Annotated in this window: 23 protein-coding genes; 13 read left to right on the top strand and 10 right to left on the bottom strand. The window is 63.4% G+C overall.

Annotated features, from left to right (window positions below; translation table 11 throughout):
- Together WA145_RS01320 and WA145_RS01315 are read right to left on the bottom strand one after the other, a co-directional pair.
- Positions 1 to 1,148, bottom strand: a 1,148-nt coding sequence (locus WA145_RS01320) for an acyl-CoA dehydrogenase family protein (protein WP_422579832.1), incomplete at its 3' end; no start/stop codon positions are given.
- A complete protein-coding gene (locus tag WA145_RS01315; RefSeq protein ID WP_422579831.1) occupies positions 1,145 to 2,383 on the bottom strand; it encodes a 3-hydroxyacyl-CoA dehydrogenase NAD-binding domain-containing protein in 1,239 nt (412 codons plus the stop codon). The genes WA145_RS01315 and WA145_RS01320, both read right to left, overlap by 4 nt.
- 100 nt (positions 2,384 to 2,483) lie before the next feature.
- Here WA145_RS01315 and WA145_RS01310 point away from each other — a divergent pair, with 100 nt between their 5' ends.
- The 3 genes from WA145_RS01310 to WA145_RS01300 all read left to right on the top strand — a co-directional run bounded on the left by WA145_RS01310 (position 2,484) and on the right by WA145_RS01300 (position 6,444).
- Positions 2,484 to 3,383, top strand: a complete 900-nt coding sequence (locus WA145_RS01310; protein WP_422579830.1) for a LysR family transcriptional regulator — start codon at positions 2,484 to 2,486, stop codon at positions 3,381 to 3,383.
- A gap of 68 nt (positions 3,384 to 3,451) precedes the next feature.
- Positions 3,452 to 4,096, top strand: a complete 645-nt coding sequence (locus tag WA145_RS01305) for a methylamine utilization protein (RefSeq protein ID WP_422579829.1) — start codon at positions 3,452 to 3,454, stop codon at positions 4,094 to 4,096.
- A complete protein-coding gene (locus WA145_RS01300; RefSeq protein WP_422579828.1) occupies positions 4,093 to 6,444 on the top strand; it encodes a putative bifunctional diguanylate cyclase/phosphodiesterase in 2,352 nt (783 codons plus the stop codon). Before WA145_RS01305 ends, WA145_RS01300 begins: the two co-directional genes overlap by 4 nt.
- A gap of 83 nt (positions 6,445 to 6,527) precedes the next feature.
- Here WA145_RS01300 and WA145_RS01295 read toward each other — a convergent pair whose 3' ends face one another.
- From WA145_RS01295 to WA145_RS01285, 3 genes are all read right to left on the bottom strand, one after another.
- Entirely contained in the window at positions 6,528 to 6,698 is a 171-nt protein-coding gene (locus WA145_RS01295) for a hypothetical protein (protein ID WP_422579827.1), read from the bottom strand.
- 180 nt (positions 6,699 to 6,878) lie between these two features.
- A complete protein-coding gene (locus WA145_RS01290; protein ID WP_422579826.1) occupies positions 6,879 to 8,369 on the bottom strand; it encodes a flavin-containing monooxygenase in 1,491 nt (496 codons plus the stop codon).
- 164 nt (positions 8,370 to 8,533) lie between these two features.
- Positions 8,534 to 9,136: a nitroreductase family protein gene (locus tag WA145_RS01285; RefSeq protein ID WP_422579825.1), complete on the bottom strand. Its 603-nt coding sequence runs from the start codon at positions 9,134 to 9,136 to the stop codon at positions 8,534 to 8,536.
- Positions 9,137 to 9,286: 150 nt separating this feature from the next.
- Here WA145_RS01285 and WA145_RS01280 point away from each other — a divergent pair, with 150 nt between their 5' ends.
- Positions 9,287 to 10,225 (top strand): class I SAM-dependent methyltransferase, encoded by a 939-nt coding sequence (locus WA145_RS01280; RefSeq protein ID WP_422579824.1) that lies wholly within the window; start codon positions 9,287 to 9,289, stop codon positions 10,223 to 10,225.
- Positions 10,226 to 10,287: 62 nt separating this feature from the next.
- Here the strand turns inward: WA145_RS01280 and WA145_RS01275 are convergent, their stop codons facing one another.
- Positions 10,288 to 10,629, bottom strand: a complete 342-nt coding sequence (locus tag WA145_RS01275) for a cupin domain-containing protein (protein WP_422579823.1) — start codon at positions 10,627 to 10,629, stop codon at positions 10,288 to 10,290.
- A 189-nt stretch (positions 10,630 to 10,818) separates the two neighbouring features.
- On the opposite strand from WA145_RS01275, the gene WA145_RS01270 reads away from it, so the two are divergent.
- The 6 genes from WA145_RS01270 to WA145_RS01245 are packed head-to-tail and all read left to right on the top strand — an operon-like array spanning position 10,819 to position 15,719.
- On the top strand, positions 10,819 to 11,745 hold the full coding sequence (locus WA145_RS01270; RefSeq protein WP_422579822.1) for an exopolyphosphatase: 927 nt from the start codon (positions 10,819 to 10,821) through the stop codon (positions 11,743 to 11,745).
- A 51-nt stretch (positions 11,746 to 11,796) separates the two neighbouring features.
- On the top strand, positions 11,797 to 12,942 hold the full coding sequence (locus tag WA145_RS01265; RefSeq protein WP_422579821.1) for an MlaE family ABC transporter permease: 1,146 nt from the start codon (positions 11,797 to 11,799) through the stop codon (positions 12,940 to 12,942).
- Complete coding sequence (locus WA145_RS01260; protein WP_422579820.1) at positions 12,939 to 13,727, top strand: ABC transporter ATP-binding protein; 789 nt, start codon at positions 12,939 to 12,941, stop codon at positions 13,725 to 13,727. The genes WA145_RS01265 and WA145_RS01260 overlap by 4 nt, the downstream gene beginning before the upstream one ends.
- Positions 13,728 to 14,645: an MlaD family protein gene (locus tag WA145_RS01255; RefSeq protein ID WP_422579819.1), complete on the top strand. Its 918-nt coding sequence runs from the start codon at positions 13,728 to 13,730 to the stop codon at positions 14,643 to 14,645.
- Entirely contained in the window at positions 14,642 to 15,253 is a 612-nt protein-coding gene (locus WA145_RS01250) for an ABC-type transport auxiliary lipoprotein family protein (protein ID WP_422579818.1), read from the top strand. The genes WA145_RS01255 and WA145_RS01250 overlap by 4 nt, the downstream gene beginning before the upstream one ends.
- A 28-nt stretch (positions 15,254 to 15,281) precedes the next feature.
- Positions 15,282 to 15,719 carry a nucleoside deaminase gene (locus WA145_RS01245; protein ID WP_422579817.1) on the top strand — a complete coding sequence of 146 codons (438 nt, stop codon included), beginning with the start codon at positions 15,282 to 15,284 and terminating at the stop codon, positions 15,717 to 15,719.
- Positions 15,720 to 15,723: 4 nt separating this feature from the next.
- On the opposite strand, the gene WA145_RS01240 is transcribed toward WA145_RS01245, so the two are convergent.
- The 3 genes from WA145_RS01240 to hslO form a co-directional block, all read right to left on the bottom strand.
- Positions 15,724 to 17,652, bottom strand: coding sequence for a RecQ family ATP-dependent DNA helicase (locus tag WA145_RS01240; protein ID WP_422579816.1), 1,929 nt, complete (start codon positions 17,650 to 17,652; stop codon positions 15,724 to 15,726).
- 752 nt (positions 17,653 to 18,404) lie between these two features.
- Entirely contained in the window at positions 18,405 to 19,946 is a 1,542-nt protein-coding gene (locus tag WA145_RS01235) for a phosphoenolpyruvate carboxykinase (RefSeq protein ID WP_422579815.1), read from the bottom strand.
- Positions 19,947 to 20,126: 180 nt separating this feature from the next.
- Positions 20,127 to 21,014: an Hsp33 family molecular chaperone HslO gene (hslO, locus tag WA145_RS01230; RefSeq protein WP_422579814.1), complete on the bottom strand. Its 888-nt coding sequence runs from the start codon at positions 21,012 to 21,014 to the stop codon at positions 20,127 to 20,129.
- A 215-nt stretch (positions 21,015 to 21,229) separates the two neighbouring features.
- Between hslO and WA145_RS01225 the strand changes: the two genes are divergently transcribed.
- Positions 21,230 to 22,024, top strand: coding sequence for a phosphatase PAP2 family protein (locus WA145_RS01225; protein ID WP_422579813.1), 795 nt, complete (start codon positions 21,230 to 21,232; stop codon positions 22,022 to 22,024).
- A gap of 18 nt (positions 22,025 to 22,042) precedes the next feature.
- On the opposite strand, the gene WA145_RS01220 is transcribed toward WA145_RS01225, so the two are convergent.
- The gene (locus WA145_RS01220; RefSeq protein WP_422579812.1) at positions 22,043 to 22,474 is read right to left on the bottom strand and encodes an RNA-binding S4 domain-containing protein; all 432 of its coding nucleotides are present in this window, start codon (positions 22,472 to 22,474) and stop codon (positions 22,043 to 22,045) included.
- Between the two features lie 136 nt (positions 22,475 to 22,610).
- Between WA145_RS01220 and WA145_RS01215 the strand changes: the two genes are divergently transcribed.
- Both WA145_RS01215 and rimK read left to right on the top strand, forming a co-directional pair.
- On the top strand, positions 22,611 to 23,045 hold the full coding sequence (locus WA145_RS01215) for an ATP-dependent zinc protease (RefSeq protein WP_422579833.1): 435 nt from the start codon (positions 22,611 to 22,613) through the stop codon (positions 23,043 to 23,045).
- Positions 23,042 to 23,947, top strand: a complete 906-nt coding sequence (rimK, locus tag WA145_RS01210; RefSeq protein ID WP_422579811.1) for a 30S ribosomal protein S6--L-glutamate ligase — start codon at positions 23,042 to 23,044, stop codon at positions 23,945 to 23,947. Before WA145_RS01215 ends, rimK begins: the two co-directional genes overlap by 4 nt.
- The last annotated feature ends 61 nt before the right edge of the window (positions 23,948 to 24,008 follow it).

The raw sequence follows: 24,008 nt of genomic DNA, 5'->3' as shown, positions 1-24,008 counted from the left end.
GCGGCCTGGCGCGCCGGCGCATCCACCGCGCCATGCTCAAGGTCGAGCTGGCGCGCGCAGGAGGCGGCCAACATGCGTGAACCTTCCACCAGGGTCTTCTGGGTCAGCAGCATGCGCCGCACATCCGGGTGCACGATGATCGGGTCTGCCGCCTTCTCCGGCGCAGCGGCGCCGCTCATGCCGCGCGACTGCAGGCGCTCGCGGGCATAGCGCAGGGCGCCCTGGAAGGCCGCCTCGCCGATACCCAGACCTTGCAGGCCGACCTGGAAGCGCGCGTCGTTCATCATGGTGAACATGCAGGCCAGGCCCTGGTTGGCTTCACCGATCAGCCAGCCGGTGGCGCCATCGAAGTTCATCACGCAAGTGGAGGCACCCTTGATGCCCATCTTGTGTTCGATGGCGCCACAGGACAGCGCGTTGCGCGCGCCCGGCGTGCCGTCCGCTGCGGCAATAAATTTCGGCACCAGCAGCAGGCTGATGCCCTTCACCCCGGCCGGCGCATCCGGCAGACGCGCCAGCACTAGGTGAATGATGTTTTCCGAGAGGTCCTGCTCGCCGCCGCTGATAAAAATCTTGCTGCCGCTGACGGTGAAGCTGCCGTCCGCCTGGGGCTCGGCGCGGGTTCTGAGCAGGGCCAGGTCGGTGCCGGCCTGCGGTTCGGTGAGGCACATGGTGCCGGCCCATTGGCCACTGACCAGCTTGTGCAGGTAGCTGTCTTTCAGCGTTTCACTGCCATGCTTGTACAGCGCCAGCACCGCGCCTTCGGTCAGCCCGGAGTACACGCGGAATGACAGCGAGGCGCCCATCAGCATTTCGTGGAAGTTGCACGCGAGCATCTGCGGCAGCGCCTGGCCGCCGTATTCGCTGGGCCCGGTCATGCTCGCCCAGCCGTTATCGACATACTGCCGGTAGGCCTCGGCAAAACCGTCCGGGGTGCTGACCTGGCCGTCATTCAGCTGGCAGCCTTGCTCGTCACTGTTGCGATTGAGCGGTGCCACCACCTCGGCGGCATAACGTGCGCCCTCCTCCAGCACGCCGTCGATCAACTCGCGGTCGAGGCCGTTACCGAGCAACTCGCAGTGGGCACTGACATCGAACAGTTCATGCAGGACAAAACGCATATCGCGCAACGGGGCCTGATAACTCATACCCGGCCCTCCTGCACATCGGCAAAGCGCTGGCCGCTGGCGGCGAGGTGCTCAATCAATGCCGCCGGCTGCCAGTGAGTACCAAAGTGGCGTTGCAGACTCTGCAAACGCGTGAGGATATCTGCCGCACCCTGGCTGTCGGCCCAACTCATCGGCCCGCCCTGGTCGGCCGGGAAGCCATAACCATTGAGGTAGACCCGATCGATATCCTGGCTATTGGCGGCGATATTCTCTTCGAGGATTTTCGCCCCTTCGTTGACCAGCGCCAGCAGGCAACGCTCGAGAATTTCTGATGGATCGATGTCGCGACGAACAAAGTCCAGCTGTTCGGAGACCTGCAGCACCAGCGCATCCACTTCGGGGTCGTGCTCGGCCTGGCGGCTGCCTTCGGCGTAGCGGTAATAGCCCATGCGCGCCTTCTGGCCGAAACGACCAAGGCCGCAGAGGCGGTTATCCACCTGCACCGCCGGATCATCCTGGCCCTTGCCGGCCAGCTCACGGGCGCGCCATTCCAGGTCGATGCCAACCACGTCGTACATGCGGAACGGGCCCATGGCGAAACCAAAGCCCTGCAGCACGGCGTCCACCTGGTGCGGATACGCGCCTTCGAGCAGCAGCATGCGCGCCTCGCGCACATAGGTATGCAGCATGCGGTTGCCGATAAAACCATCGCAGTTGCCGGCCACCACGCTGACCTTGCCGATACGCTGGCCCAGTTCCAGCGCGGCTTCCAGCACCGCCGGTGCAGTCTTGGCGCCGCGGACGATTTCCAGCAGCTTCATGATGTGCGCCGGGCTGAAGAAGTGCAGACCCAGCACAGACTCGGGGCGCTGGGTCACGGCGGCGATGGCGTCGATATCCAGCGCCGAGGTGTTGCTGGCGAGAATCGCGCCTGGCTTCAGGGTGGCGTCGAGGGTGCGGAAGATCTGCTGCTTGAGTTCAAGATTCTCGTACACCGCCTCGATCACCAGGTCGGCATCCGCCAGCGCGGCGTAGTCGCCCACCGGGGTCACGCAGGCCAGGCGCGCAGCCGACTGCTCGGCGCTGATGCGCCCCAGCTTGAGGTTGTGCGCATTGGTCTCGGCCACCACCTTCATGGCCTGCTCGAGCATCTGCGGGTTGTTGTCCAGCCACAGCACCCGAATGCCGGCGTTGGCCAGGCTCATGACGATACCGCGGCCCATGGTGCCCGCGCCGATCACGGCGGCCTGCTGAACCTCAAATGCCTTGCTCATGCCCACTCCTCTGCCCGTTACCGAAAGAAATTCGCCCACCACCATAAGCAAGGCGTTACTATTTTTGAAATTTAGTCTTGTGATAAGTCGTATTCAGTCGATGAATATCTCAACCTTCGATCTCAACCTGCTGCGCGTGTTCGATGCACTGATGCGCGAGCAGAACGTCTCCCGCGCCGCCGCACGTCTGTCACTCAGTCAGCCGGCGGTGAGCAATGCCTTGGGTCGCCTGCGCGAACTGCTCGACGATCCGCTGCTGGTGCGGGTGGGCCGCAGCATGCAGCCGACGCCGCGCGCCCAGGCGCTGGAAACGCCGATCCGCGCCGCCCTGCAGCAGATCGAGCAGAGCCTGAGCGCCGGCGAAGTGTTCGACCCGGCCAGCAGCCGCCAGCATTTCAGCATCGCCGTCACCGATTATGTCGAGCTGATTTGCATGCCGCGTCTGCTCAAGCAGCTCAGCCAGCAGGCGCCCGGCATGCGCATCGACATCCGCCACCTGAGCCCCAGCCTGCCCGCCGAGGCGCTGGACAAGGGCGAGCTGGACCTGGTGCTGGGGCGCTTCGAGGAAATCCCCGCGCGCTTCGCCCGTCAGCACTGGATGAGCGAAACCCTGCAACTGGCGCTGCGCCGCGATCACCCGCTGGCGGGCGGGCCGATGGACCTGCCAACCTTTCTGCAACTGCGCCACCTGTGGGTCCATGGCGGCCAGACCCGCGGCATGGTCGACCAATGGCTGGGCGAGCAGGGCCTGTGTCGGGAGATTCTCTACACCACGCCCAACTACCTGCAGGCCGCGCATATTGTCGCCAGCAGCGAACTGGCGGCGGTGCTGCCGACTCAACTGGCGCGCCACTTTGCCAGCCTGCTGCCGCTGCAACTGTGCGAGCTGCCCTTCGCTCTCGGCCCGTTTCACCTGGAAATCGTCAGCCTGGCCCAACGCCAGCGCGACCCGGCGCTGCATTGGCTGATCGAGCAGATCCTGCAGATCGCCCAGCGCTGATCGCCCGGCAGCCGAACAAAGCCTTCCTATACTGACGGTTACTGTCGTGCAGTCTTGGGGAATCGGTCATGCTGAAATCGGTTTTGGCGCTGCTGCTGGCGTTGCTGAGCACACGGGTGCAGGCCAATACTCTGGAGATCCTGCTCCTCGACAACCAGGGCAAACCGCTCAGCGACGCGGTGCTCTGGGTCGAGCCGGGGCCGGCGCAAAACCAGCCCACCATGGCGCTGATGGATCAGCAAAAACGCCAGTTCAGCCCCTATATTCTGCCGGTGCAGGTCGGCACCAGGGTGAGCTTCCCCAATTCCGACCCGATCAACCATCACGTCTACTCCTTCTCGCCGGCCAAACGCTTCGAACTGCGCCTGCACCAGCAGAAGGCCGCACCGCAGGAGATGCGTTTCGACCAGCCCGGCCTGGTCACCCTGGGTTGCAATATCCATGACTGGATGCTCGGTTTTATCCTGGTGCTCGACAGCCCCTGGTTCGCCCAGACCGACAGCCAGGGCAAGACCCGCCTGCACTTCGATGCCGCCGCCGGGCAAACCCTGCACCTCTGGCACCCACGCATCGCCGCCCCGCAGGAAGCCATGAACCGCAGCGTAGCCAGCGACAGCACCCTGACCTGGCAACTCACCAGCGCACTAAAACGCGACCCACGGCCAAAAGCACCCGCCATGCGCCCCCAGGGTAAAGGCGGCTACGTGCCATGACCCTACGCGGCAAGATTCTCGGCTTCTTTCTGCTGCTGTTGCTGGCGGTGATGGTGTTGCTGCTGGCACTGGTCTACCGCTCCACCTATCAGCACACCCTGAGCCAGGTGGCTGGGCAGCTGAACTTCGCCCATGCGGTGCTGAGCAACGAGCTGCAGAGCCGGCGTCAGGCGCAGAGCGCCATGGCTGACCTGATCGCCAAGGACTTCACCCTGCTCGGCGAAATTGCCGACCTGATCGCCAGCCCGCAGCAGGAGGCGCAATCGCTGTCTGCCGCGCTGGAGTCCTTCGCCTCGCGCAGCCAAGCCAGCTTTGCCCTGGTCAGTGCGCCGCAGGGGCTGATTCTCGCCGGCACCAGCGGCGAACTGCTGCCAGGAGCCGCGCTGCCGTGGAACGACCTGCTGGATGAAGACGACCCGCAGAGCGCCGAACGCCTGGTGGTGTTTGGCGAACGGGTGCTGCATATCAACGCCACGCCGATCTTCGCGCCGCGGCCCAATCTGATGGGTTGGCTACTAATGGCCTTCGAGCTGGACGATCAAGCTACTGCGCAGCTGGCGCGCCTCAGTGGCGCCGATGTCGCCCTGCTCGACGGCAACCCAGGCAGCTACCGCATCCTGGCCAGCAACCTGGCAGCGCAGCCACGGGCCGAGCTGGCCGACCAGCAATTACCCGACAACCAGGGTGTATTCCGCTTTGAGCTGCAGACGCTTGAGCAGGTGGCCCTGCGCGCGCCGTTAAGTGGTACCAGTGGCGGCTTGCAGGTGCTGCTGATGCGCTCGCTGTCCGCCGAGCTGGCCGATTACCAGCCGCTGCAATGGCAACTGGCAACTATCTTCGCCATCGCCCTACTGCTGGCCGGCCTCGGAGCGCTGTGGATCGCCAATACCATCAGCCGGCCGCTGAGCCTGATGGCCGACAGCGTGCGGCGTATCGCCAGCGGCGACTATCAGGTAACTATGCAGGTGCCGGCCAGCGGTGAAGTCGGCCTGCTGGCCCGTGAATTCGTCGCCATGCAGCAAGGCATTGCCGAGCGCGAAGCCACCATCAGCTTTCTCGCCTACCGCGACCCGCTGACCGAACTGGCCAACCGCAACCGTTTCGTCGCCGAGCTGCAACAGGCCCTGGCGCACTGCCCGGCGGGCGAAGGCGTGGCGGTGCTGCTGATGGATCTGGACAACTTCAAGGACCTCAACGACACCCTCGGCCACGAGGCCGGCGACCAGTTGCTCTGCCAGCTCGCCGCACGCCTGCAAGGGCTGCTGCGCCCAGGCGAGCAGCTGGCGCGCCTGGGTGGCGACGAGTTTGCCCTGCTGATCAGCCCCTGCCAGCCGGGCCGGCTGATCCCCGCTGCCGAGCATTACCGCGCCGCCCTGCATGAGCCCTTCGCCGTGCGCGGCATCAGCATGACCCTTAACGCCACCATCGGTATCGCCCTGTATCCAGACCACGGTGAAAGCGCCGGCAGCCTGCTGCAACATGCCGAAGTGGCGATGTACCTGGGCAAGCAGCAGCGCTCGCCCTACGCCCTCTATCGCCCGGAACTGGATCGCCACAGCCTGCTGCGCCTGGCCCTGATGAGCGAGCTGAAAGGTGCGGTGGAAGGCGGCCAGCTCAGCCTGTACTTCCAGCCCAAGCTGAATATCCGCGCGCGCAGCCTGTATGGCGTGGAATGCCTGGTGCGCTGGATTCACCCGGTGCACGGCTTTATCCCGCCGGACGAATTTATTCCCCTGGCCGAGCAGACCGGCAACGTCTGCGCCCTGACCCGCTGGGTGGTGCGCACCGCTGTGGCGCAGAGCCGCGTCTGGCAGGAACAGGGGCTGGAATTGAAGACCGCGATCAATATCTCCGCACTGGACCTGGCCGATCCCGGTTTTGCCGGCTTTATCGCCGCGCAACTGGTCGAGCATGGCGTGGCACCGGGCAGCCTGGTGGTGGAAATCACCGAGAGCGCGGTGATGGCCGACCCCGAGCTGGCCATGGGCCAATTGCAGCAGCTGTGCCAACTGGGCGTGCAGCTGTCGATCGACGATTACGGCACCGGCTACTCAAGCATGGCCCAGCTCAAGCGCCTGCCGGTGCACGAGCTGAAGATCGACAAGTCCTTTGTCCTCGACCTGCTAAGCAATCCCGATGACGACATCATCGTCCGTTCAACCATCGAGCTGGGCCACAACATGGGCCTGAAGATCGTCGCCGAAGGGGTGGAAACCGAGGCCATTCTCGAACGCCTGGACCAGCTCGGCTGCGACATCGCCCAGGGCTACCTGCTCAGCAAACCGCTACCGCCGGCGGCATTTGCCGACTGGCTGGAGAGCACCCACTGGGGGCTGCCACGGGCATAACGCATGACGCGCCGACAACAAAAAAGGCCGCTGCCGATCAGGGAATGATCGCCAGCGGCCTCGGGAAAACGGTGGGGCTAAGGTTAAAACGCGCTATCACCAATCAACATGCCGTGCACAACCATATAGGTCTTGCGCCCGGACTGCAGGGTCAGCGGGTTACGTTCAGCAATCACCCAGCCCTTGGCCAGGAGTTTGTCGATATGCGCCCGCAGTGCCGGCAGGTAGCGTTGTTCTTGCTGAAGCGATTCCATTCTGCTCATCCTCAAGAGGACTCCTTTGTGACAACAACCAGGGGGCCTGGCCCATTCATCCGTGCTAGCTGTCACAAAGCATAGTGGCCCTGTGCCTGCTTCTAAAGCGGTAAGCAGCCACATCTCTGTAGGCATAACGCACCAAGCAGCTATAGCGTTTGGCTTACATTGTTTGGCAGTCTAGACGACTGCGGCAGTCGCAGCAGCCGCGCCGACCTGCGGCGAACTGAACGCCAGATAGCCATCTTCAACCTTGCCGTAACGCAACAGCGCCAGGTCCAGCAGGTAGTTCTGGTAGAGCTTCCACGGCGCGCGATCCCCTTGGCTGGGGATCTTGTCGGCCGCGCGCTGGATATAGCCGGAAGCCAGGTCGAGGAACGGCGCCTCCTTGACCTGGCGCGCGCTGTCACGCGGGGTGCACTGGCGCATGCCGATGGCATCCATATGCTTGATCAGGCGGCAGAAATATTCGCTGGACAGGTCGGCCTTGAGCGTCCAGCTGGCATTGGTGTAGCCCAGCACCACGGCGGCATTGGGCAAATCGCGCAGCATAATGCCGCGGTAACCCATGCTCTTGGCCGCCTCGAACGGCTGACCATCGACCACCACCTGCATGCCGCCAAACAGCTGCAGTTCCAGGCCGGTGGCGCTGATGATCACATCCGCCGGCAGCTCCTCACCGGACTTCAGGCGAATGCCCTTGGCAGTCAGGCCATCGATATGCTCGGTGACCACCGAGGCCTTGCCTGCGCGCAGCACCCGGAACAGGTCACCATTGGGCACCGCGCACACCCGCTCATCCCAGGGTTTGTAACGCGGGCTGAAGTGGCGCATGTCGAAGTCCTTGCCCAGCTGATGCCGCGCCATCCCCAGCAACGCCTTGCGCACCAGGCGGGGGAAAGCCTTGGACAGTTTGTAGAAACCCAGCTGCACCGCCACGTTGCGCGTGCGCGCCAGGCGGTAGACCCAGGTTTCCGGCAGAAAACGCCGCAGGAAGGCGGAAATCGGATCGCCCTGCGGCAGGCTCACCACATAAGTCGGCGAGCGTTGCAGCATGGTCACGTGCTTGGCCTTGTCGGTCATGGCCGGCACCAGGGTTACCGCCGTCGCGCCACTGCCGATCACCACCACGTTCTTGCCGCTGTAATCGAAGTTTTCCGGCCACAGTTGCGGGTGGATAAATTCGCCCTGGAACTGTTCGCGGCCTTTGAATTCGGGGGTATAGCCCGCTTCGTAGCGGTAATAGCCGGTGCACAGCAGCAGGTGCTGACAGCTCAGGTTGATCGGCTCGAGATCGTCGCCACGCTGCACCTGCAGGGTCCAGGTGGCGCGCTCGCTGCACCAGTCGGCCTTGAGTACCCTGTGCTGGAAGCGGATCTTTTCCTGAATGCCGTTTTCCTCGGCAGTCTCTTCGATATAACTGAGGATCGACGGGCCGTCGGCAATCGCCAGCGGGTTGGTCCAGGGTTTGAAGTTGTAGCCGAGGGTGAACATGTCCGAATCGGAGCGGATGCCCGGATAGCGGAACAGGTCCCAGGTGCCGCCAAGGGCTGCCCGACCTTCGAGGATGGCGAAGCGTTTGTCGGGGCAGTGCTTCATCAGGTGATAGGCCGCACCGATGCCGGACAGGCCGGCACCAATGATCAAGACATCCAGATGTTCGGCGGACATGGGGGCTCCTCGGGCTTCTTGTGATGACTGCAGATCGATAGTTGCCCGCCAGATTCACCCCCAACAGCACGTTTGTCATCCAACCTTTAGTGGTGTGAGCAGGCGCAGGCTGACCCCAGTTATGGCTGAACAATGACCCAACCGCTCAGACATCTGCCCAGCGATCAGAAGCTGTTGCGCAGCACCGCTTCATTAAATGGCAGTTTGCCGATGCGTGGCTTGGGTTCGATGGTCTTCTTGCCGACGGCGACCATCAGGGCGATCACATGGTTGGCCGGCAGCTTGATCAGCTTGGCCACGGCGTCAAAATCGAAGCCGTCCATCGGGCAGGAGTCCAGGCCCTTACCGCGTGCGGCGAGCATCAGGGTCTGCGCCATCAGGCCGCAGCTGCGCATGGTTTCGTCGCGTTGCACCTGGGGCTTGTCGCGGTAGTAGGTGTCGATGGCGCCGGCCATATAGGCCTGCACTTCTGCGGGTGCGCCGTGCCAAACCCGGCCGACATCCTCCTGCCAACTGTCGAGTTTGGCGCACACCACCACCAGCATCGAGGCATCGGTCACCTGTGCCTGACCCCAGGCCACTTCACGCAGCTGCTGACGCAGCGCAGGATCGCTGACTTCGACCAGGCGCACATGCTGCAGGTTGAACGCCGATGGCGCGAGCAGGGCCAGTTGCAGCAGTTCGTCCTTCTCGGCATCACTCAGGCTAAAGGCCGGGTCATAGCCTTTAACGGCGCGGCGGCTGCGGATGGCTTCATCGATATGCATGGGTATTCCTTATATGTAGATGTGAAAGAGGGCAATGCTAGGCACTCGGCAACGCCAATGCCAAACGCCTTTACCGATAACCATCATCGACACAGCCGATTCGAGGCGCTCGCCTGTTAAAATCGCCGCCTCGCCAAATTGACCGCCGCCATGACCCCAACCGCCCTCACTACCCTGCAGCAACACCTGCTCGACGCCCTGAGTGCGCCGCCCAGTGAAACCCGTCGGCTGTTTCACGGCCGCGGGCGCTGCTGGCCGGGGCTGGAGCAGGTCAGCGTGGATTGGTTGCAAGGCGTGCTGCTGGTGGCGCTGTTCAAGCCGGTGGGCGCTACCGAATTGGCCGCGCTGCAGCAGATGCTGCTCGACCTCGGCCACTCCGCCGTCTGGCAGCAGAGCGGCGCGCACAGCCTGTTGCTGCAGCAGCGCTACCTGCCCGAGAGCCCGACCCAGTGGCTGCTGGGCGAGCCGGTTGAACATTGGGATATCTGCGAGCACGGCCTGCACTACCGCCTCGACCTGGGCAAAAAGCAGAACAGCGGGCTGTTTCTCGATATGCGCTATGGCCGCCAATGGGTGCAGGCCCAGGCGGCGGGCAAGCGCGTGCTCAACCTGTTCGCCTACACCTGCGGCTTTTCGGTGGCGGCGCTAGCCGGCGGCGCGCGCCAGGTGGTCAATCTGGATATGGCCAGGGCCGCGCTCAACCGTGGTCGCGATAATCACCGGTTGAACCAGCATGACCTGGGCCAGGTGGTGTTTCTCGGCCACGACCTGTTCAAGTCCTGGGGCAAGGTAGGCAGATACGGCCCCTATGACCTGATCATCATCGACCCACCGTCCTTCCAGCGCGGCAGCTTTGTGCTGAGCAAGGATTACCCGAAAGTCCTGCGCCGCCTGCCCGAGCTGCTTAGCCCAGGCGGCACAGTGCTGGCTTGCAGCAACGAGCCGGAAATCGGCCCGGATTACCTGATTCAGGCCATGGCCAGTGAAGCGCCGGGCCTGCGCTTTAGCGAACGCCTGGCAAACCCGCCGGAATTCCCCGACAGCCAGCCGCACAGCGCCCTCAAGGCCCTGGTATTTCGCCGCGACTAAGGCCCAAACGGTGATGAGCGGGTCAAGGATGCACGTATCTTCAAGCCCTGAAGTCTGCTGACTCAGGCAAATACAAAGTATTTGCGCACCGTCTCGACCACTTCCCAGGTGCCCTGCATTCCGGGCTCGACGATAAAAATATCGCCAGCGCGCAGGTGAATTGGCGCCTGGCCCTCGGGGGTGATGATGCAGTAACCCTCCTGAAAGTGGCAGTACTCCCACTTTTCATAGGCCACCTGCCATTTGCCGGGCGTGCAGATCCAGGTGCCCATGATCTTGCTGCCGTCCGCCGAGGTATAGGCATTCAGGTTGACGGTATGGGGCTCGCCGGCGATGCGCGTCCATTTGCAGGCGTCTAGCAGCGGGATGGGCTGGGTATCACGTAGTACGGTAATCGGCGACATGGCTGGCTCCTGGGTCGGTAGAAGATCAGACGCCAGCCTAGAGCCGCCGTCTGGCCGGGACTGTTCTGGGGTCGACCCGCAATTGCCTGCAAGCGCAGCTCCCCCGTGCGGGCTGAGGGGTAATCCGCGTGCTACTTTGAAGGGGGCCTGTTGGTTTTTCCCGCCGCTTGCCCGATCCGGAGATGCTTTATGTCCAGTCTTTACCGCTTGGTCACCCGCAGTGATTTTGACGGCCTGGTGTGCGCCGCGCTGCTCAAACACCTCAACCTGATCGACGAGATTCTGTTCGTCCATCCCAAGGACATGCAGGACGGCAAGGTGGCAATCAGCAGCAACGACATCACCACCAACCTGCCCTACGTCCCCGGCTGCTACCTGGCCTTCGACCACCACCTCAGCGAGACCATCCGCAACCAACCGGCGAGCAATCACCTGATCGACGCCGCTGCGCCGTCGGCGGCGCGGGTGGTGTGGAAGCACTACGGCGGTCACGACGCCTTCCCGCGTGACTGGGACGAGATGATGGCAGCCGTGGACAAGGCCGATGCCGCGCAATTCAGCCGCGACGATATCCTCGACCCGCAGGGCTGGGAACTGCTGAGCTTTATCATGGATGCGCGCACCGGTCTGGGGCGTTTCCGCGACTTCCGCATCTCCAACTACCAACTGATGATGCAGCTGATCGACTTCTGCCAGACCCACGGCATCGCGGAAATCCTTCAACTACCGGATGTCGATGAGCGCGTGGCGCTGTACCTGGAGCACCAGCGCGAGGCCAAGGCACAGATTCAGCGCTGTGCCACGGTCTACCAAAACCTGGTGGTGCTGGATTTGCGTAACGAGGAGACGATTTACGCGGTCAACCGCTTCGTTATCTATGCGCTCTACCCACAGTGCAATATCTCGATCCACGTGATGTGGGGCGTGAAGCAGCAGAACACCGTGTTCGCCATCGGCAAATCGATCCTCGACCGCAGTTCCAACACCAATGTCGGCGAGCTGTGCCTGAGCTACAACGGCGGCGGCCACACCAATGCCGGCACCTGCCAGGTGGCCAACGAGGATGCCGCAGCAGTGCTGCGCGAGCTGATTGCCGAAATCACCGCTGACGGATAAGCCTGCGCCTTGCGCTGGGCGTAACAGCTGCGAGGGGGTTAAGCTGAGGTCATGAGCACACCCCCCTTTATCACGCCGCTGGAGTCCGGCCGCACGGACGCGCCCTCTGGTTTGCGCATCGGCGGCGACTGGACGCTGCCTCACTACGCCCGCCTGGAAGCCGACGTACTGGCGCTGCGCGGCACCCTGAACGGCACTGCCAGCATCGACCTGCAAGGCCTTGGCGCACTGGATACCGCCGGTGCCGCGCTATTGGTGGAGTTGCTCGGCAGCCAGCGCCTGGCGCAACTGGCCAAGGATGCACCGGGCCTGGCCAGCGAGCGCCGTGCACTGCTGCAAGCGGTGGGCAATGCCATCGCCGAGGCGGGCGACGCGCTGCCACCCAAACGCATCCCAGCCTGGCGCGAATTCTTCGGGCAGATCGGCCAGGCCCTGGAAGAGCTCTGGCAGCAAGGCATCGCCCTGCTCGGCTTTATCGGCATGACCCTGGCGGCGATGTTCGCCATCCTCCTGCGCCCCGGGCGCTGGCGCATCACCTCGCTGGTCGCCCATTTGCAGCAGAGCGGCCTGAACGCCGTGCCCATCGTCGCCCTGCTGACCTTTCTGGTCGGCGCGGTGGTGGCCTTTCTCGGCGCCACGGTGCTCGCCGACTTTGGCGCGAGCATCTACACGGTCGATCTGGTGGCGTTCTCCTTTCTGCGCGAATTTGGCGTGCTGCTCACCGCCATCCTGATGGCCGGGCGCACCGCCAGCGCCTTTACTGCGCAGATCGGCTCGATGAAGGCCAACGAGGAGATCGACGCGATCCGCACCCTGGGCCTGAGCCCCATGGAGCTGCTGGTGCTGCCGCGGGTGTTCGCCCTGCTGATTGCCCTGCCGATCCTCACCTTTATCGCCATGCTCAGTGGCATCCTCGGCGGCGCGGTGGTCTGCGCCCTGAGCCTGGATATCTCGCCGGCCATGTACCTGGCCATGCTGCAGGAAAATATCGCCCTCAAACACTTTCTGGTGGGCATGGCCAAGGCACCGATCTTTGCCTTCCTGATCGCCGTGATCGGCTGCCTGGAAGGCTTCAAGGTCACCGGCAGCGCGCAGTCGGTGGGCGAGCGCACCACCTCCAGCGTGGTCCAGTCAATTTTCGTGGTGATCGTGCTCGACGCCCTGGCGGCGCTGTTTCTGATGGAGATGGGCTGGTGACGGGCGAAGCGATTATCGAGGTGCGCGGGCTGCTCAACCGTTTCGGCGCGCAGACCGTACACCAGGACCTGGCCCTGGACCTGTACCGCGGCGAAGTACTCGGCGTGGTCGGCGGCTCGGGCACCGGTAAATCCGTGCTGCTGCGCAGCATCCTCGGCCTGCGCACTGCCAACGCCGGCACCGTGCGGGTGTTCGGCGAGGAGCTGCTGAGCCTGCCCGCCGAACAGCGCTCACAACTGGAACGACGGTTTGGCGTGCTCTATCAACGCGGCGCGCTGTTTTCCTCGCTGACGGTGAGCGAAAATATCGCCCTGCCATTGCTCGAACATGCCGGCCTCACGCGCGCTGCCGCTGAGCGTCTGGCCCAGGTCAAACTGGCGCTGGTCGGCCTGCCGCGCGAAGCCGGCGACAAGTACCCCACCGAGCTGTCCGGCGGCATGATCAAACGCGCCGCCCTGGCCCGCGCACTGGCCCTGGAGCCGGACATCCTGTTTCTCGACGAGCCCACCGCCGGGCTCGACCCCATCGGCGCAGCGGCCTTCGACCACTTGATCCTGACCCTGCGCGACGCCCTCGGTCTTAGCGTGTTTCTGGTCACCCACGACCTGGACACGCTCTACACCATCTGCGACCGCGTGGCCGTGCTGGCGGAAAAGCGCGTGCTGGTGGCCGACCGCCTGGATGTGGTGGCCGCCACCGACAACCCGTGGATACACGAGTATTTTCACGGCCCGCGCGCACGCGCAGCCGCACAGGCCGCCAGTGGCGCGCCAGGGAGCCACTGAATGGAACCGCGTGCCCACCACGTATTGATTGGCCTGTTTACCCTGCTGATGGTCGCCGCCGCACTGGGCTTTGCCCTGTGGCTGAGCAAAGCCAGCTCGGACCAGGAGCTCAACGACTACGATGTGATTTTCACCGAGGCGGTCAGCGGCCTGTCCCAAGGCAGTGCGGTGCAATACAGCGGAATCAAGGTCGGCGACGTGATCAGTCTGCGCCTAGACCCGCAAGACCCACGCAAGGTGCGCGCGCATATCCGCGTCAACGCCAATACGCCGATCAAACAGGATACCCGCGCACGCCTGTCGATCACCGGCATCACCGGCGCGGCGCTGATCCAGCTGCACAGCGGCTCGCCGGACAGCCCGGCGCTGGTCAGCAAAGGCGATCAGCGTGCGGAAATCATCGCCGACCCCTCGCCACTGTCACGCCTGATGGCCAATGGCGAGGATCTGCTGCTCAGCGTCACCCAGCTGCTCGAGCGCGCCAACCAGCTGCTCTCCGCCGAGAATATCGGGCGCATCTCGCGCACCCTGGAGAACATCGAACAGACCAGCGCCAGCGTCGCCGAACAGCGCGACGAACTGCGCACGGCCCTGCAACAGATGAGCAACGCCAGCCAGGAAGCCGCCAAGCTGATGCGCAACGCCAACCAGCTGCTCAGCGGCCAGGGCCGTGAGGCGTTGGACAGCGCCAGCCGCCTGCTGGCCTCGCTGGAACGCAGCAGCAGCAAGGTCGAACGCCTGCTGAGCGACAACCGCGCTGCCCTCGACGGCGGCATGCAGGGCATCGGCGAGCTGGGCCCGACCATTATCGAACTGCGCGAAACCCTCAGCGCCCTGCGCTCCTTCGCCCGCCGCCTGGAGGAAGACCCGGCCGGCTACCTGCTGCGCAGCGACACCATCAAGGAGTTTCAACCATGAGTCGCCTTCGCCTGCTCACCGCCCTGCTGCTGATCGGCAGCCTGGCCGCCTGTTCGGTATTACCGAAAGGCCAGGTGCTGAGCATCTACCGCCTGCCGGCCAGCAGCCTGCCCAGCCATGACGTCAGCACTGCTTGGGCGCTGCGGGTGAACACGCCCTACAGCAGCCAACTGCTCGACAGCACGCGGATTGCCGTATTGCCACCGGGCGACCGGGTCAGCGCCTACCAGGGCGTGCGCTGGAGCGACCGCGCGCCGCTGCTGCTGCGCGACCGGTTGATCGACGCCTTCCGCGACGATGGCCGCCTCAAAGCCGTGAGCAGCGATGACAGTCGCCTGCAGGCCGACCTGGAACTGGATGGCGACCTGCGCGTCTTCCACAGCGAATACCAGGACGGTCGCCCGGCCGCGCGCATTGTCTTCGAGGCCCGCCTGGTGCAGAGCGGCAGCCTGCGCATCCTCGCCAGCCGGCGTTTCGCAGTCAGCCAGGCGGCCAGCGACACCTCGGTGCCGGCGGTGGTCAACGCCTTCGGCCAGGCCGGTGATCAACTGGCCCGCGAGGTGCTGGAATGGACCGTGCAGCAAGGTCAGGCGGCGCAGCAGCAGTGAACTGAGTTGTTTTAGCGAGGGACGATCCATGGACACGTTTATGCAAGCAGCCATCGACGAAGCCCGCCTGGGCCTGGCCGAAGGCGGCATCCCGATCGGCTCGGTGCTGGTGCACAACGGCCAGATTATTGGCCGTGGCCACAACCGCCGGGTGCAGCAGGGCAGCGCCATTCGCCATGGGGAAATGGACGCCCTGGAAAATGCCGGCCGGCAGAGCGCGCAGACCTACCGCGAGTCGGTGCTCTACACCACCCTCTCGCCCTGCGCGATGTGCAGCGGCGCAATCCTGCTGTATGGCATCCCCAAGGTGATCATCGGCGAAAACCAGACCTTCCTCGGCGAAGAAGCGCTGCTGCGCGAGCGCGGCGTGCAGCTCGACGTGCTGCACAACAGCGAATGCCTGCAGCTGATGCAGGCCTTTATCGCCGCCCAGCCGACGCTGTGGAACGAGGATATCGGCGAGTAAGCCGCTAGCCCTGTTGCGCCACCAGCGAGCTACGCACCTCGGCATAGGGGTAGTCTTCCAGGCTGGCAAACCCTGCAATCTGCCGCGCTTTAAGCTTGCTAAACAGCGGCACGCTGATGCCGCAGAGAAAGCGTGTCAGGCACTCGGCGCTGGGCTGTGCGCCTTTCAACGCCTGATACTTCTGCACAAAGCCGTCGCATAGGCCGTGTATATCCTGCTCCGCCAACGGCCGTAAGGCCGGTGGCGCGGGCAGGCGGGCGATCTGCCCACGGCACACCGAGCAATGCCCACACTGCTGCGGCGCATTGGCATCGCCGAAATAGGCGGCCAGGCGCTGGCTCAGGCACTGCTCGCTGGCAAACAGCGCGAGCATGGCGTGAATCCGGCGAATTTCGCTGGCCTCCTGCTGGCTGAAATAGCCATGCAGTTCAACGCTCAAGGTCGCCGGGTCAAAGCCTGGGTCGAGCAGCGCGTAGACCTCGGTCATCTGCTTGCTTTCCAGCTCGACCCAGCCCTTTTCCTGAAAATAATCCAGCGCCTTGATCACCCGGCCGCGCTCGGCCTGGTGCTGCCCATAGAGCAGGTCGAAATTCACCGTGCACCAGGTGCGCGCGCGTTGCGAAGTGCTGATCAGCGCCTCGACAAACTGCCGCCGCTCGCCGTCGAATTTTTCCAGCAGCGCCTCGGGCTCCAGAAGAAATTTGAAGCGATATTCGGCGAAATAGGCGTAACGTGGGGCGATGATGCCGCGTAGCTCCAGCTGCACCAGCAGGGTTTTCAGCGGCAGCTGACGGATATTGCTCTGCTCGGAAAGCTGGTTAAGCATCAGCTCCCACTCGCCGCTATCACTGTCACTCAGCAGCTTATCCAGTACCCAGCGAATACCGTCCAACTCTGGCGTATCGCCGTACACGAAGTTTTCCAGCACGTTGAGGCTGTCACGGTTGGCCAGCACCAGGCAGTCGGAGGGCTGGCCATCGCGGCCGGCGCGGCCGATTTCCTGGCTGTAGTTCTCGATGGATTTGGGCAGGTCGAAGTGCAGCACATTGCGGATATCCGCCTTGTCGATGCCCATGCCGAAGGCGATGGTGGCGACGATGCAGTTGATCTGCCCAGCCATAAACTGGCGCTGGATCGCCTCGCGCGCATCAGAGGCCATGCCGGCGTGGTAGGCGCTGGCGGCAATGCCGCGTTGGCTCAGGCGCGCGGCCACCTGCTCGGCGGTCTTCTGCTGGGTGACGTAGACGATGCTCGGCTGTCCGGCCTTGGCGCCCAGCCACTGCTCCAGGCGGCGTTGCTTGTCTATGCCTGCGACCGGCTCCACCAGCAGATTGAGGTTGGCGCGGTAAAAGCCGGTGGTGACCACGTCATCGGCGGCGATGGCGAATTTCTTCTGCATGTCGGCAATTACTGGCGGTGTGGCCGTGGCGGTGAGCAGCAGCACCTGGGGGATGCCGAACTGGCGTTGGTAGTCGGGCAGCTTGAGGTAATCCGGGCGGAAGTTATGCCCCCATTCGGAGATGCAGTGGGCCTCGTCGATCACCAGCAGGGAAATCGGCACCTGACTGATAAAGTTGCGAAAGCGCTCATTCTTCAAGCGCTCGACCGAGATCATCAAAATCTTCAGCTCACCGGATTTCGCCCGGGTCATCACCGCGCTGGCCTCCTCGCGGCTTTGCGCCGAATCGATACTGGCGGCGCTGATGCCACGGCCATGCAGGAAGGCCAGCTGGTCCTGCATCAGCGCCAGCAAGGGCGACACCACCAGGCACAGGTGCGGCAGGTGCAGCGCCGGCAGCTGGTAGCACAGTGACTTGCCCGAACCGGTGGGGAAGATCGCCGCCGCCGAACGACCCGCCAGCACGGCCGTCACCACCCGTTCCTGGCCGGGCCGCAGCTGCTGAAAGCCAAACACTCGCGCAAGGGTACTCATAGCTGTCACTCCATCGACCGCACGGGCGGCAAACAATGATTAATTCCTACAAGCCGCGCTGCTATTACTAATCCAACTAACACCACGGGCAATACAGGCGTACATTCAAACCATGCGAACAACAAAGGAGATGAGTATGCAGGTATCTGGTTTCAGCGGCAGCTTGCCGGTTACCCACTAGATCGCTCACCACCCAGGCCAGATGGCCGCTCAGCAAAGACCCCGGTGAAACCGGAGTAGCTGATGCGAACAACGGGACGATGCGCAGTCCGGTCGGGAGAACTCAGGTTCGCCGTCAGTTGTGCCAAACCATAGACCTAACGCCGCCATACAACTCGAAAGCGCCAGCGGCCACCCGTGACATATCGACACCTACCTGGCAGTAGCCAGTCATGCTGAAGTCGACAGTCGCAGGCAAAGACCCTGGGAATCGCCTGAGTTGCCAACCCCGTTAGCGCTATGGCCCGAAACAGCCATATAGCAACACCTGAGGCCGTGCAGAGCGGCCACCTGAGCAAGAGTGCAACGTGCAACATTCGCAAACGTGCCTGATCTGTCAGCAGATACGCACCCAAAGCCGCCTCCGGGCGGCTTTTCCGTTGGCGATGTGCCAGTTACACACTGCCAGCCCCTCTCCCTAACCCTCTCCCCGGAGGGGCGAGGGAACCAATCAGCGTAGGCCGGCCTCTCCTTATTCAGCCTTGAAATGCAAAAACCGCCCGAAGGCGGTTTTTTAACGCAGCCGTTACAGCTTAGAGCTGCGGGCCGGCGTTCTTGATGGCATCGCTGACATCGAACTTCTGGAAGTTTTCGATAAACAGCTTGGCCAGGCCTTTGGCGGCTTCGTCGTAGGCGTTCTTGTCTTCCCAGGTGTTGCGCGGGTTGAGCAGGTTGGTTTCCACGCCCGGTACCGACTTCGGCACGCTCAGGTTGATAATCGGCAGCAGTTCGGTTTCGGTACCGATCAGCGCGCCGCTCTGGATAGCTGCAATCACGCCACGGGTGGTCGGGATATTGAAGCGCTTGCCGACGCCGTAGCCACCACCGGTCCAGCCGGTGTTGACCAGGTAGACCTTGGAGCCGAAGCCGCGGATGCGCTTGATCAGCAGTTCCGCGTACGCGCCGGCCGGACGCGGGAAGAATGGCGCGCCTAAGCAGGTGGAGAAGGTCGACTTGATGCCGCCGCCGCTGCCCATTTCGGTGGAACCGACCAGCGCGGTGTAACCGGAGAGGAAGTGATAAGCCGCCTGCTCTTCGTTAAGGATCGACACCGGCGGCAGTACGCCGGTCAGGTCGCAGGTGAGGAAGATCACCGCGTTCGGCTCGCCGCCGAGATTCTTCTCGCTGCGCTTCTCGACCAGCTCCAGCGGGTAAGCCGCTCGGCTGTTCTGGGTCAGGCTGTCGTCGGCGTAGTTCGGTACGCGGTTTTCATCGAGCACCACGTTTTCCAGCACGGCACCGAACTGGATGGCTTTCCAGATCACCGGCTCGTTCTTCTCCGACAGGTCGATGCACTTGGCATAGCAACCGCCCTCGATGTTGAACACCACGCCCTTGCCCCAGCCGTGCTCATCGTCGCCGATCAGGTAGCGGCTTTCGTCGGCCGACAGGGTGGTCTTGCCGGTGCCGGACAAACCGAAGAACAGGGTCACGTCGCCTTCTTCACCGATGTTGGCGGCGCAGTGCATCGGCAGCACGTCGGCGTCCGGCAGCAGGAAGTTCTGCACGCTGAACATGGCTTTCTTCATTTCACCGGCGTAACGCATGCCGGCGATCAGGACTTTCTTGGCGGCGAAGTTGAGGATCACGCAGCCGTCGGAGTTGGTGCCGTCACGCTCGGGTACGCACTCGAAGTTGGCGACGTTGAGCACTTGCCACTCGTCCTTGCCCGCCGGGTTGTACTGCTGCGGGTTGATAAACAGGCAACGGCCGAACAGGTTCTGCCAGGCGGTGGCGGTGGTCATCTTGACCGGCAGGTAGTGGGCGTCGGCGGAACCTACATGAACGTAGGACACGAAGCTGTCCTGGGCGTCGGAGAACGCCTGTACGCGGTCCCACAGGGCATCGAACTTGTCAGCCGGGAACGGACGGTTGATCGCGCCCCAGGCGATTTTCGCCTCGGTGCTCGGCTCTTGCACGATGAAGCGGTCAGCCGGCGAACGACCCGTGCGGTGGCCGGTGCGTACGACCAGGGAGCCGTTGGCGGCCAGCTCGCCTTCACCGCGACGAAGGGCTTCTTCGACCAGTTGGGCAGCGCTGATGTCGGTGTACACGGCGTTGTTGGCTTGCGTCATGTGGGTCCCCGTCGGCCAAGCGGCCGAGTCTTCCGAACGTTTTGTAGTAGAAAACTGAGCACTACTACAGCGAAAAAAGTGCGCCGGATTATGCCAGAAAAAGCCGGCTGCGGGTGCAGCCTCTGATCAGATCATTCCGACACGATTTACCTGCGATTTGCCCCAGAACCTGTTTGAAATTCAGTGGCGCGTATTCGACGGCGCATCCGTGTTGCCATCGATAAACAGTTGCAGCACATCGGCGGCATCGAATAGATAACGCTCATTGCAGAACTGGCAATCGATTTCCACGCTGCCGCCATGTTCCTGCACCAGCGCTTCGGCGTCGGCCTGGCCGAGGCTGATCAGCGCGCGGCTGGAACGCTCACGCGAGCAGCTGCAGCGGAACTGCAGGGCGCGCGGGTCAAACAGACGCAGCGGCTCCTGGTGATACAGGCGGTGCAGCAGAGTTTGGTTATCCAGGCCCAGCAGCTCCTCGGCCTTCAGGGTATCGGCCAGGGCCAGGGCGTGCTGCCAGCTGGCTTCACGCTCATCGGCATCTTTCAGGCGGTCGGCCGGCAGCTGTTGCAACAACAAGCCGCGCGCACGCTGACCGTCTGCACTAAGCCAGAAACGCGTCGGCAACTGCTCGGACGTGGCGAAGTAATTGCTCAGGCAATCGGCCAGGGTGTCGCCTTCCAGGTCGACGATACCCTGATAACGCTGCCCGGATTTCGGGTCGACGGTCATGGCCAGCACGCCATCGGGCATCAGTTCGCGCAGGTTGGCCTCGGCGGTGATCTGTTCCGCGTGATAACGGGCGATACCGCGCAGCTCGCCGTCGCTGGAGCATTCGACCATCAGCAAGGGCACGGCCCCGGAGGAACGCGCCTGCAGGATCAGCAGGCCGTCGAACTTCAGCGTGCCGATCAGCAGCGAGGCGGCGGCCAGCAGCTCACCCAGCAGCTGGGCGACCGGTTGCGGGTAGCTGTGTTTGGCCAGCACATGGCTGTAGCTGTCGGTCAGGCCGACCAGCTCACCGCGAATATCGCTGTCGTCGAACAAGAAGCGTTGGGAAAAATCAGACATGCCAACTTCACTGAATGTGACTCGGCCGCCGATTTTAGGCGCAAACGCCCATCTGACCAAGCGCCTCTTATCTATCGGCGCTGCGGGCGGAAGCTATCGATAGCCATCAGCATCACAGTTAGCGACAAAAGGCTGGGCGAAACTTTGCATTTTTGTGACCAGATCCCTAGCATGCCGGCCGCCGTAAACCCTACAGATGACAAGGATGCCACTGCATGAACCCTTCTTTTATTAATCAGCAGTGGCGTGTCCGCCCACTGATTGCCAGCCATATCGTCGCGTTGCTGCTGCTCGCCAGTTGGCTGTGGACGCCCAGCCGCGCGCTGTGGGACCAATTCGATCTGCAGCTGTTTGCCCTGCTTAATGAACCGGTACACAGCGCCGGGCTGTGGGCGCAGACCTGGGCGATCGGCAGCATGCGCCCGGTGGACATGGGGGTTGGCGTGCTGATGCTGGCCGTGATGCTCAAGGCTGACCTGGTGTTCAGCGGCGTCCAGGTGCGCAAGGCGCTGTATGCCTTTCTCGCGGCACTGATCGTGATGTTGCTGTTTCGCGTCGGCTTCGCCGAGCTGGTTAAGCTGATGGGCTGGCAACGCCCGAGCGCGTCCTTGGTGGTGGAAGGCGCAGCACGCCTGACTGAGCTGTTCCCGACCTGGGAAGAGCGCTGGGATATGAAGGACAGCGCCACCCGTAGCTTCCCCGGTGACCACGCCTCGGTACTGCTGCTCTGGGCGATGTTTATGAGCCTCTTCGCGCGCAACTGGCGCTTGCTGCTGGTCTGGTCGATGGCGGTGATCTTTATGCTGCCGCGCCTGGTGGCCGGTGCGCACTGGGGTTCGGATGCCCTGGTGGGCGGCCTGTTCCTCGCCCTGATGGGCCTGGCCTGGGCCTGCTTTACCCCCTTTGCCTACAAAACCAGCGAATGGCTGGAGTACGTCACTCAACCGCTGCTCCAGAGCCTGGCCAAGTTGCCACTGCTGGGCCGCCTAAGCGTTATCAGCGGGCGTTAAACACAAGGCGCCACGCCCCTAGGCTTCTTCGTCAGCCCAGGGATGGCGCAGACCGCCGTCTTGCCGATCATTGAAGTCGTGCATCTGCCGGCGCTGCTTCTTGCTCGGTCGGCCATCGGTCTGCATGCCCAGGGCTCCGGCCTTGCGCTGCGCCGCGGCCAGCTCGCGGCGTTCAATGCTTTCCGCCGTTTCGGCATACAAGGCCTGCGCCTCGGGCGCACCACGGCGCACCACTGAAAGTGCCTGCACCACCACGCTGCGCTCCTCGAAGCCGGTGCGGATCACGTACACATCACCGACTCTCGGCTCCTTGCCCGGTTTGCAGCGCTCGCCGCGATGGTGCACCTTGCCGCCCTCTATCGCCGCCTTGGCCAGGGCGCGGGTTTTGTAGAAACGCGCGGCCCACAGCCATTTATCCAGGCGCACCTTGTCGTCGTCTTTATTGCTCATCTGATCCCCACTGATGCCTGCTGTGCAGGCGGACATTTTGCCTGATGCAGTTGTCACACGTGCCAACTAGAATGCCCGCACTATCTGGAGAAACGCCCCACCTGTGAAGACTTTCGACCAACTGGGCGTAATCGGCCTGCGTGAATGGATCAACCTGCCGCAACTGGGCATGGTCGGCCTGCGCGCCAAGATCGACACCGGCGCCAGCACCTCCAGCCTGCACGCCAGCGATATCCAGCCGTTCGACCGCGATGGCGAGCCCTGGGTGCGCTTTACCGCGCATCTCGGCACGCTGGTGCAGCGCCGCCATCGCTGCGAGGCGCAGCTGGTGTCAGTGAAAACCATCAAAAGCTCCAACGGCCACACCCAGTCGCGTTATGTGATCCGCACCCACCTGACCCTGGGGGAACGCGAATGGCCGGTGGAATTCACCCTGACCTGCCGCAAGACCATGCGCTACCGCGTGCTGCTCGGTTCCAAAGCCCTGGTCGACGGACAGCTGCTGGTCAACCCGGCGCTGACCTATGTACAGAACAAACCCACCCTTGCTGACCCATCTGGTGCCCAATGAAGATCGCCGTGCTGTCGCGCAACCCGCGCCTGTATTCCACCCGCCGCCTGGTCGAAGCCGGGCAGCTGCGGGGCCACGAGATGGTGGTGATCGATACCCTGCGCGCCTATATGAACATCGCCAGCCACAAGCCGCAGATCCACTACCGCGGCAAGCCGCTGGAAGGCTTCGATGCGGTGATCCCGCGCATCGGTGCCTCGGTAACCTTCTATGGCTGCGCGGTGCTGCGCCAGTTCGAGATGATGGGGGTGTTCCCGCTCAACGAGTCGGTGGCCATTGCCCGCTCGCGGGACAAGCTGCGCTCGCTGCAACTGCTGTCACGCCGTGGCATCGGCCTGCCGGTGACCGGTTTCGCCCACTCCCCGGATGATATCGCCGACCTGATCGACATGGTCAATGGCGCGCCGCTGGTGATCAAGGTACTGGAGGGCACCCAGGGCATCGGCGTGGTGCTGTGTGAGACGGCGACGGCGGCCGAGTCGGTGATCGAGGCCTTTATGGGCCTCAAGCAGGACATCATGGTGCAGGAATACATCAAGGAAGCCGGCGGCGCGGATATCCGCTGTTTCGTGGTCGGCGACAAGGTGATCGCGGCGATGAAGCGCCAGGCCAAGCCCGGCGAATTTCGCTCCAACCTGCACCGGGGTGGCAGCGCCAGCCTGATCAAGATCACCCCGGAGGAACGCATGACCGCCATCCGTGCGGCCAAGGTCATGGGCTTGAGCGTGGCCGGGGTGGATATCCTGCGCTCCAACCACGGCCCGCTGGTGATGGAGGTGAACTCATCGCCCGGCCTGGAAGGCATCGAAACCACCACCGGCAAGGATGTGGCGGGCATCATCATCCAGTACATCGAGAAGAACGGCGGCCCGCACCTGACCCGCACCAAGGGCAAGGGGTGAACCGGGCACAGGCGAACGCACGGCCAAGGATGACCGGGCCGGTGGTGCAGCTCACCATAGG

It is taken from the genome of Pseudomonas sp. (assembly GCF_049301935.1).
Classification (GTDB): domain Bacteria; phylum Pseudomonadota; class Gammaproteobacteria; order Pseudomonadales; family Pseudomonadaceae; genus Aquipseudomonas.
This window is presented reverse-complemented; position numbering and strand designations above follow the sequence as displayed.

Coding starts and splice junctions, on each gene's coding strand:
- WA145_RS01310 (WP_422579830.1), top strand. CDS start 2,484: ATGAATATCTCAACCTTCGATCTCAACCTGCTGCGCGTGTTCGATGCA.
- WA145_RS01245 (WP_422579817.1), top strand. CDS start 15,282: ATGGACACGTTTATGCAAGCAGCCATCGACGAAGCCCGCCTGGGCCTG.
- WA145_RS01270 (WP_422579822.1), top strand. CDS start 10,819: ATGTCCAGTCTTTACCGCTTGGTCACCCGCAGTGATTTTGACGGCCTG.
- WA145_RS01240 (WP_422579816.1), bottom strand. CDS start 17,652: ATGAGTACCCTTGCGCGAGTGTTTGGCTTTCAGCAGCTGCGGCCCGGC.
- hslO (WP_422579814.1), bottom strand. CDS start 21,014: ATGTCTGATTTTTCCCAACGCTTCTTGTTCGACGACAGCGATATTCGC.
- WA145_RS01290 (WP_422579826.1), bottom strand. CDS start 8,369: ATGTCCGCCGAACATCTGGATGTCTTGATCATTGGTGCCGGCCTGTCC.
- WA145_RS01255 (WP_422579819.1), top strand. CDS start 13,728: ATGGAACCGCGTGCCCACCACGTATTGATTGGCCTGTTTACCCTGCTG.
- WA145_RS01285 (WP_422579825.1), bottom strand. CDS start 9,136: ATGCATATCGATGAAGCCATCCGCAGCCGCCGCGCCGTTAAAGGCTAT.
- WA145_RS01275 (WP_422579823.1), bottom strand. CDS start 10,629: ATGTCGCCGATTACCGTACTACGTGATACCCAGCCCATCCCGCTGCTA.
- WA145_RS01250 (WP_422579818.1), top strand. CDS start 14,642: ATGAGTCGCCTTCGCCTGCTCACCGCCCTGCTGCTGATCGGCAGCCTG.
- WA145_RS01315 (WP_422579831.1), bottom strand. CDS start 2,383: ATGAGCAAGGCATTTGAGGTTCAGCAGGCCGCCGTGATCGGCGCGGGC.
- WA145_RS01305 (WP_422579829.1), top strand. CDS start 3,452: ATGCTGAAATCGGTTTTGGCGCTGCTGCTGGCGTTGCTGAGCACACGG.
- WA145_RS01280 (WP_422579824.1), top strand. CDS start 9,287: ATGACCCCAACCGCCCTCACTACCCTGCAGCAACACCTGCTCGACGCC.
- WA145_RS01225 (WP_422579813.1), top strand. CDS start 21,230: ATGAACCCTTCTTTTATTAATCAGCAGTGGCGTGTCCGCCCACTGATT.
- WA145_RS01235 (WP_422579815.1), bottom strand. CDS start 19,946: ATGACGCAAGCCAACAACGCCGTGTACACCGACATCAGCGCTGCCCAA.
- WA145_RS01220 (WP_422579812.1), bottom strand. CDS start 22,474: ATGAGCAATAAAGACGACGACAAGGTGCGCCTGGATAAATGGCTGTGG.
- rimK (WP_422579811.1), top strand. CDS start 23,042: ATGAAGATCGCCGTGCTGTCGCGCAACCCGCGCCTGTATTCCACCCGC.
- WA145_RS01295 (WP_422579827.1), bottom strand. CDS start 6,698: ATGGAATCGCTTCAGCAAGAACAACGCTACCTGCCGGCACTGCGGGCG.
- WA145_RS01265 (WP_422579821.1), top strand. CDS start 11,797: ATGAGCACACCCCCCTTTATCACGCCGCTGGAGTCCGGCCGCACGGAC.
- WA145_RS01300 (WP_422579828.1), top strand. CDS start 4,093: ATGACCCTACGCGGCAAGATTCTCGGCTTCTTTCTGCTGCTGTTGCTG.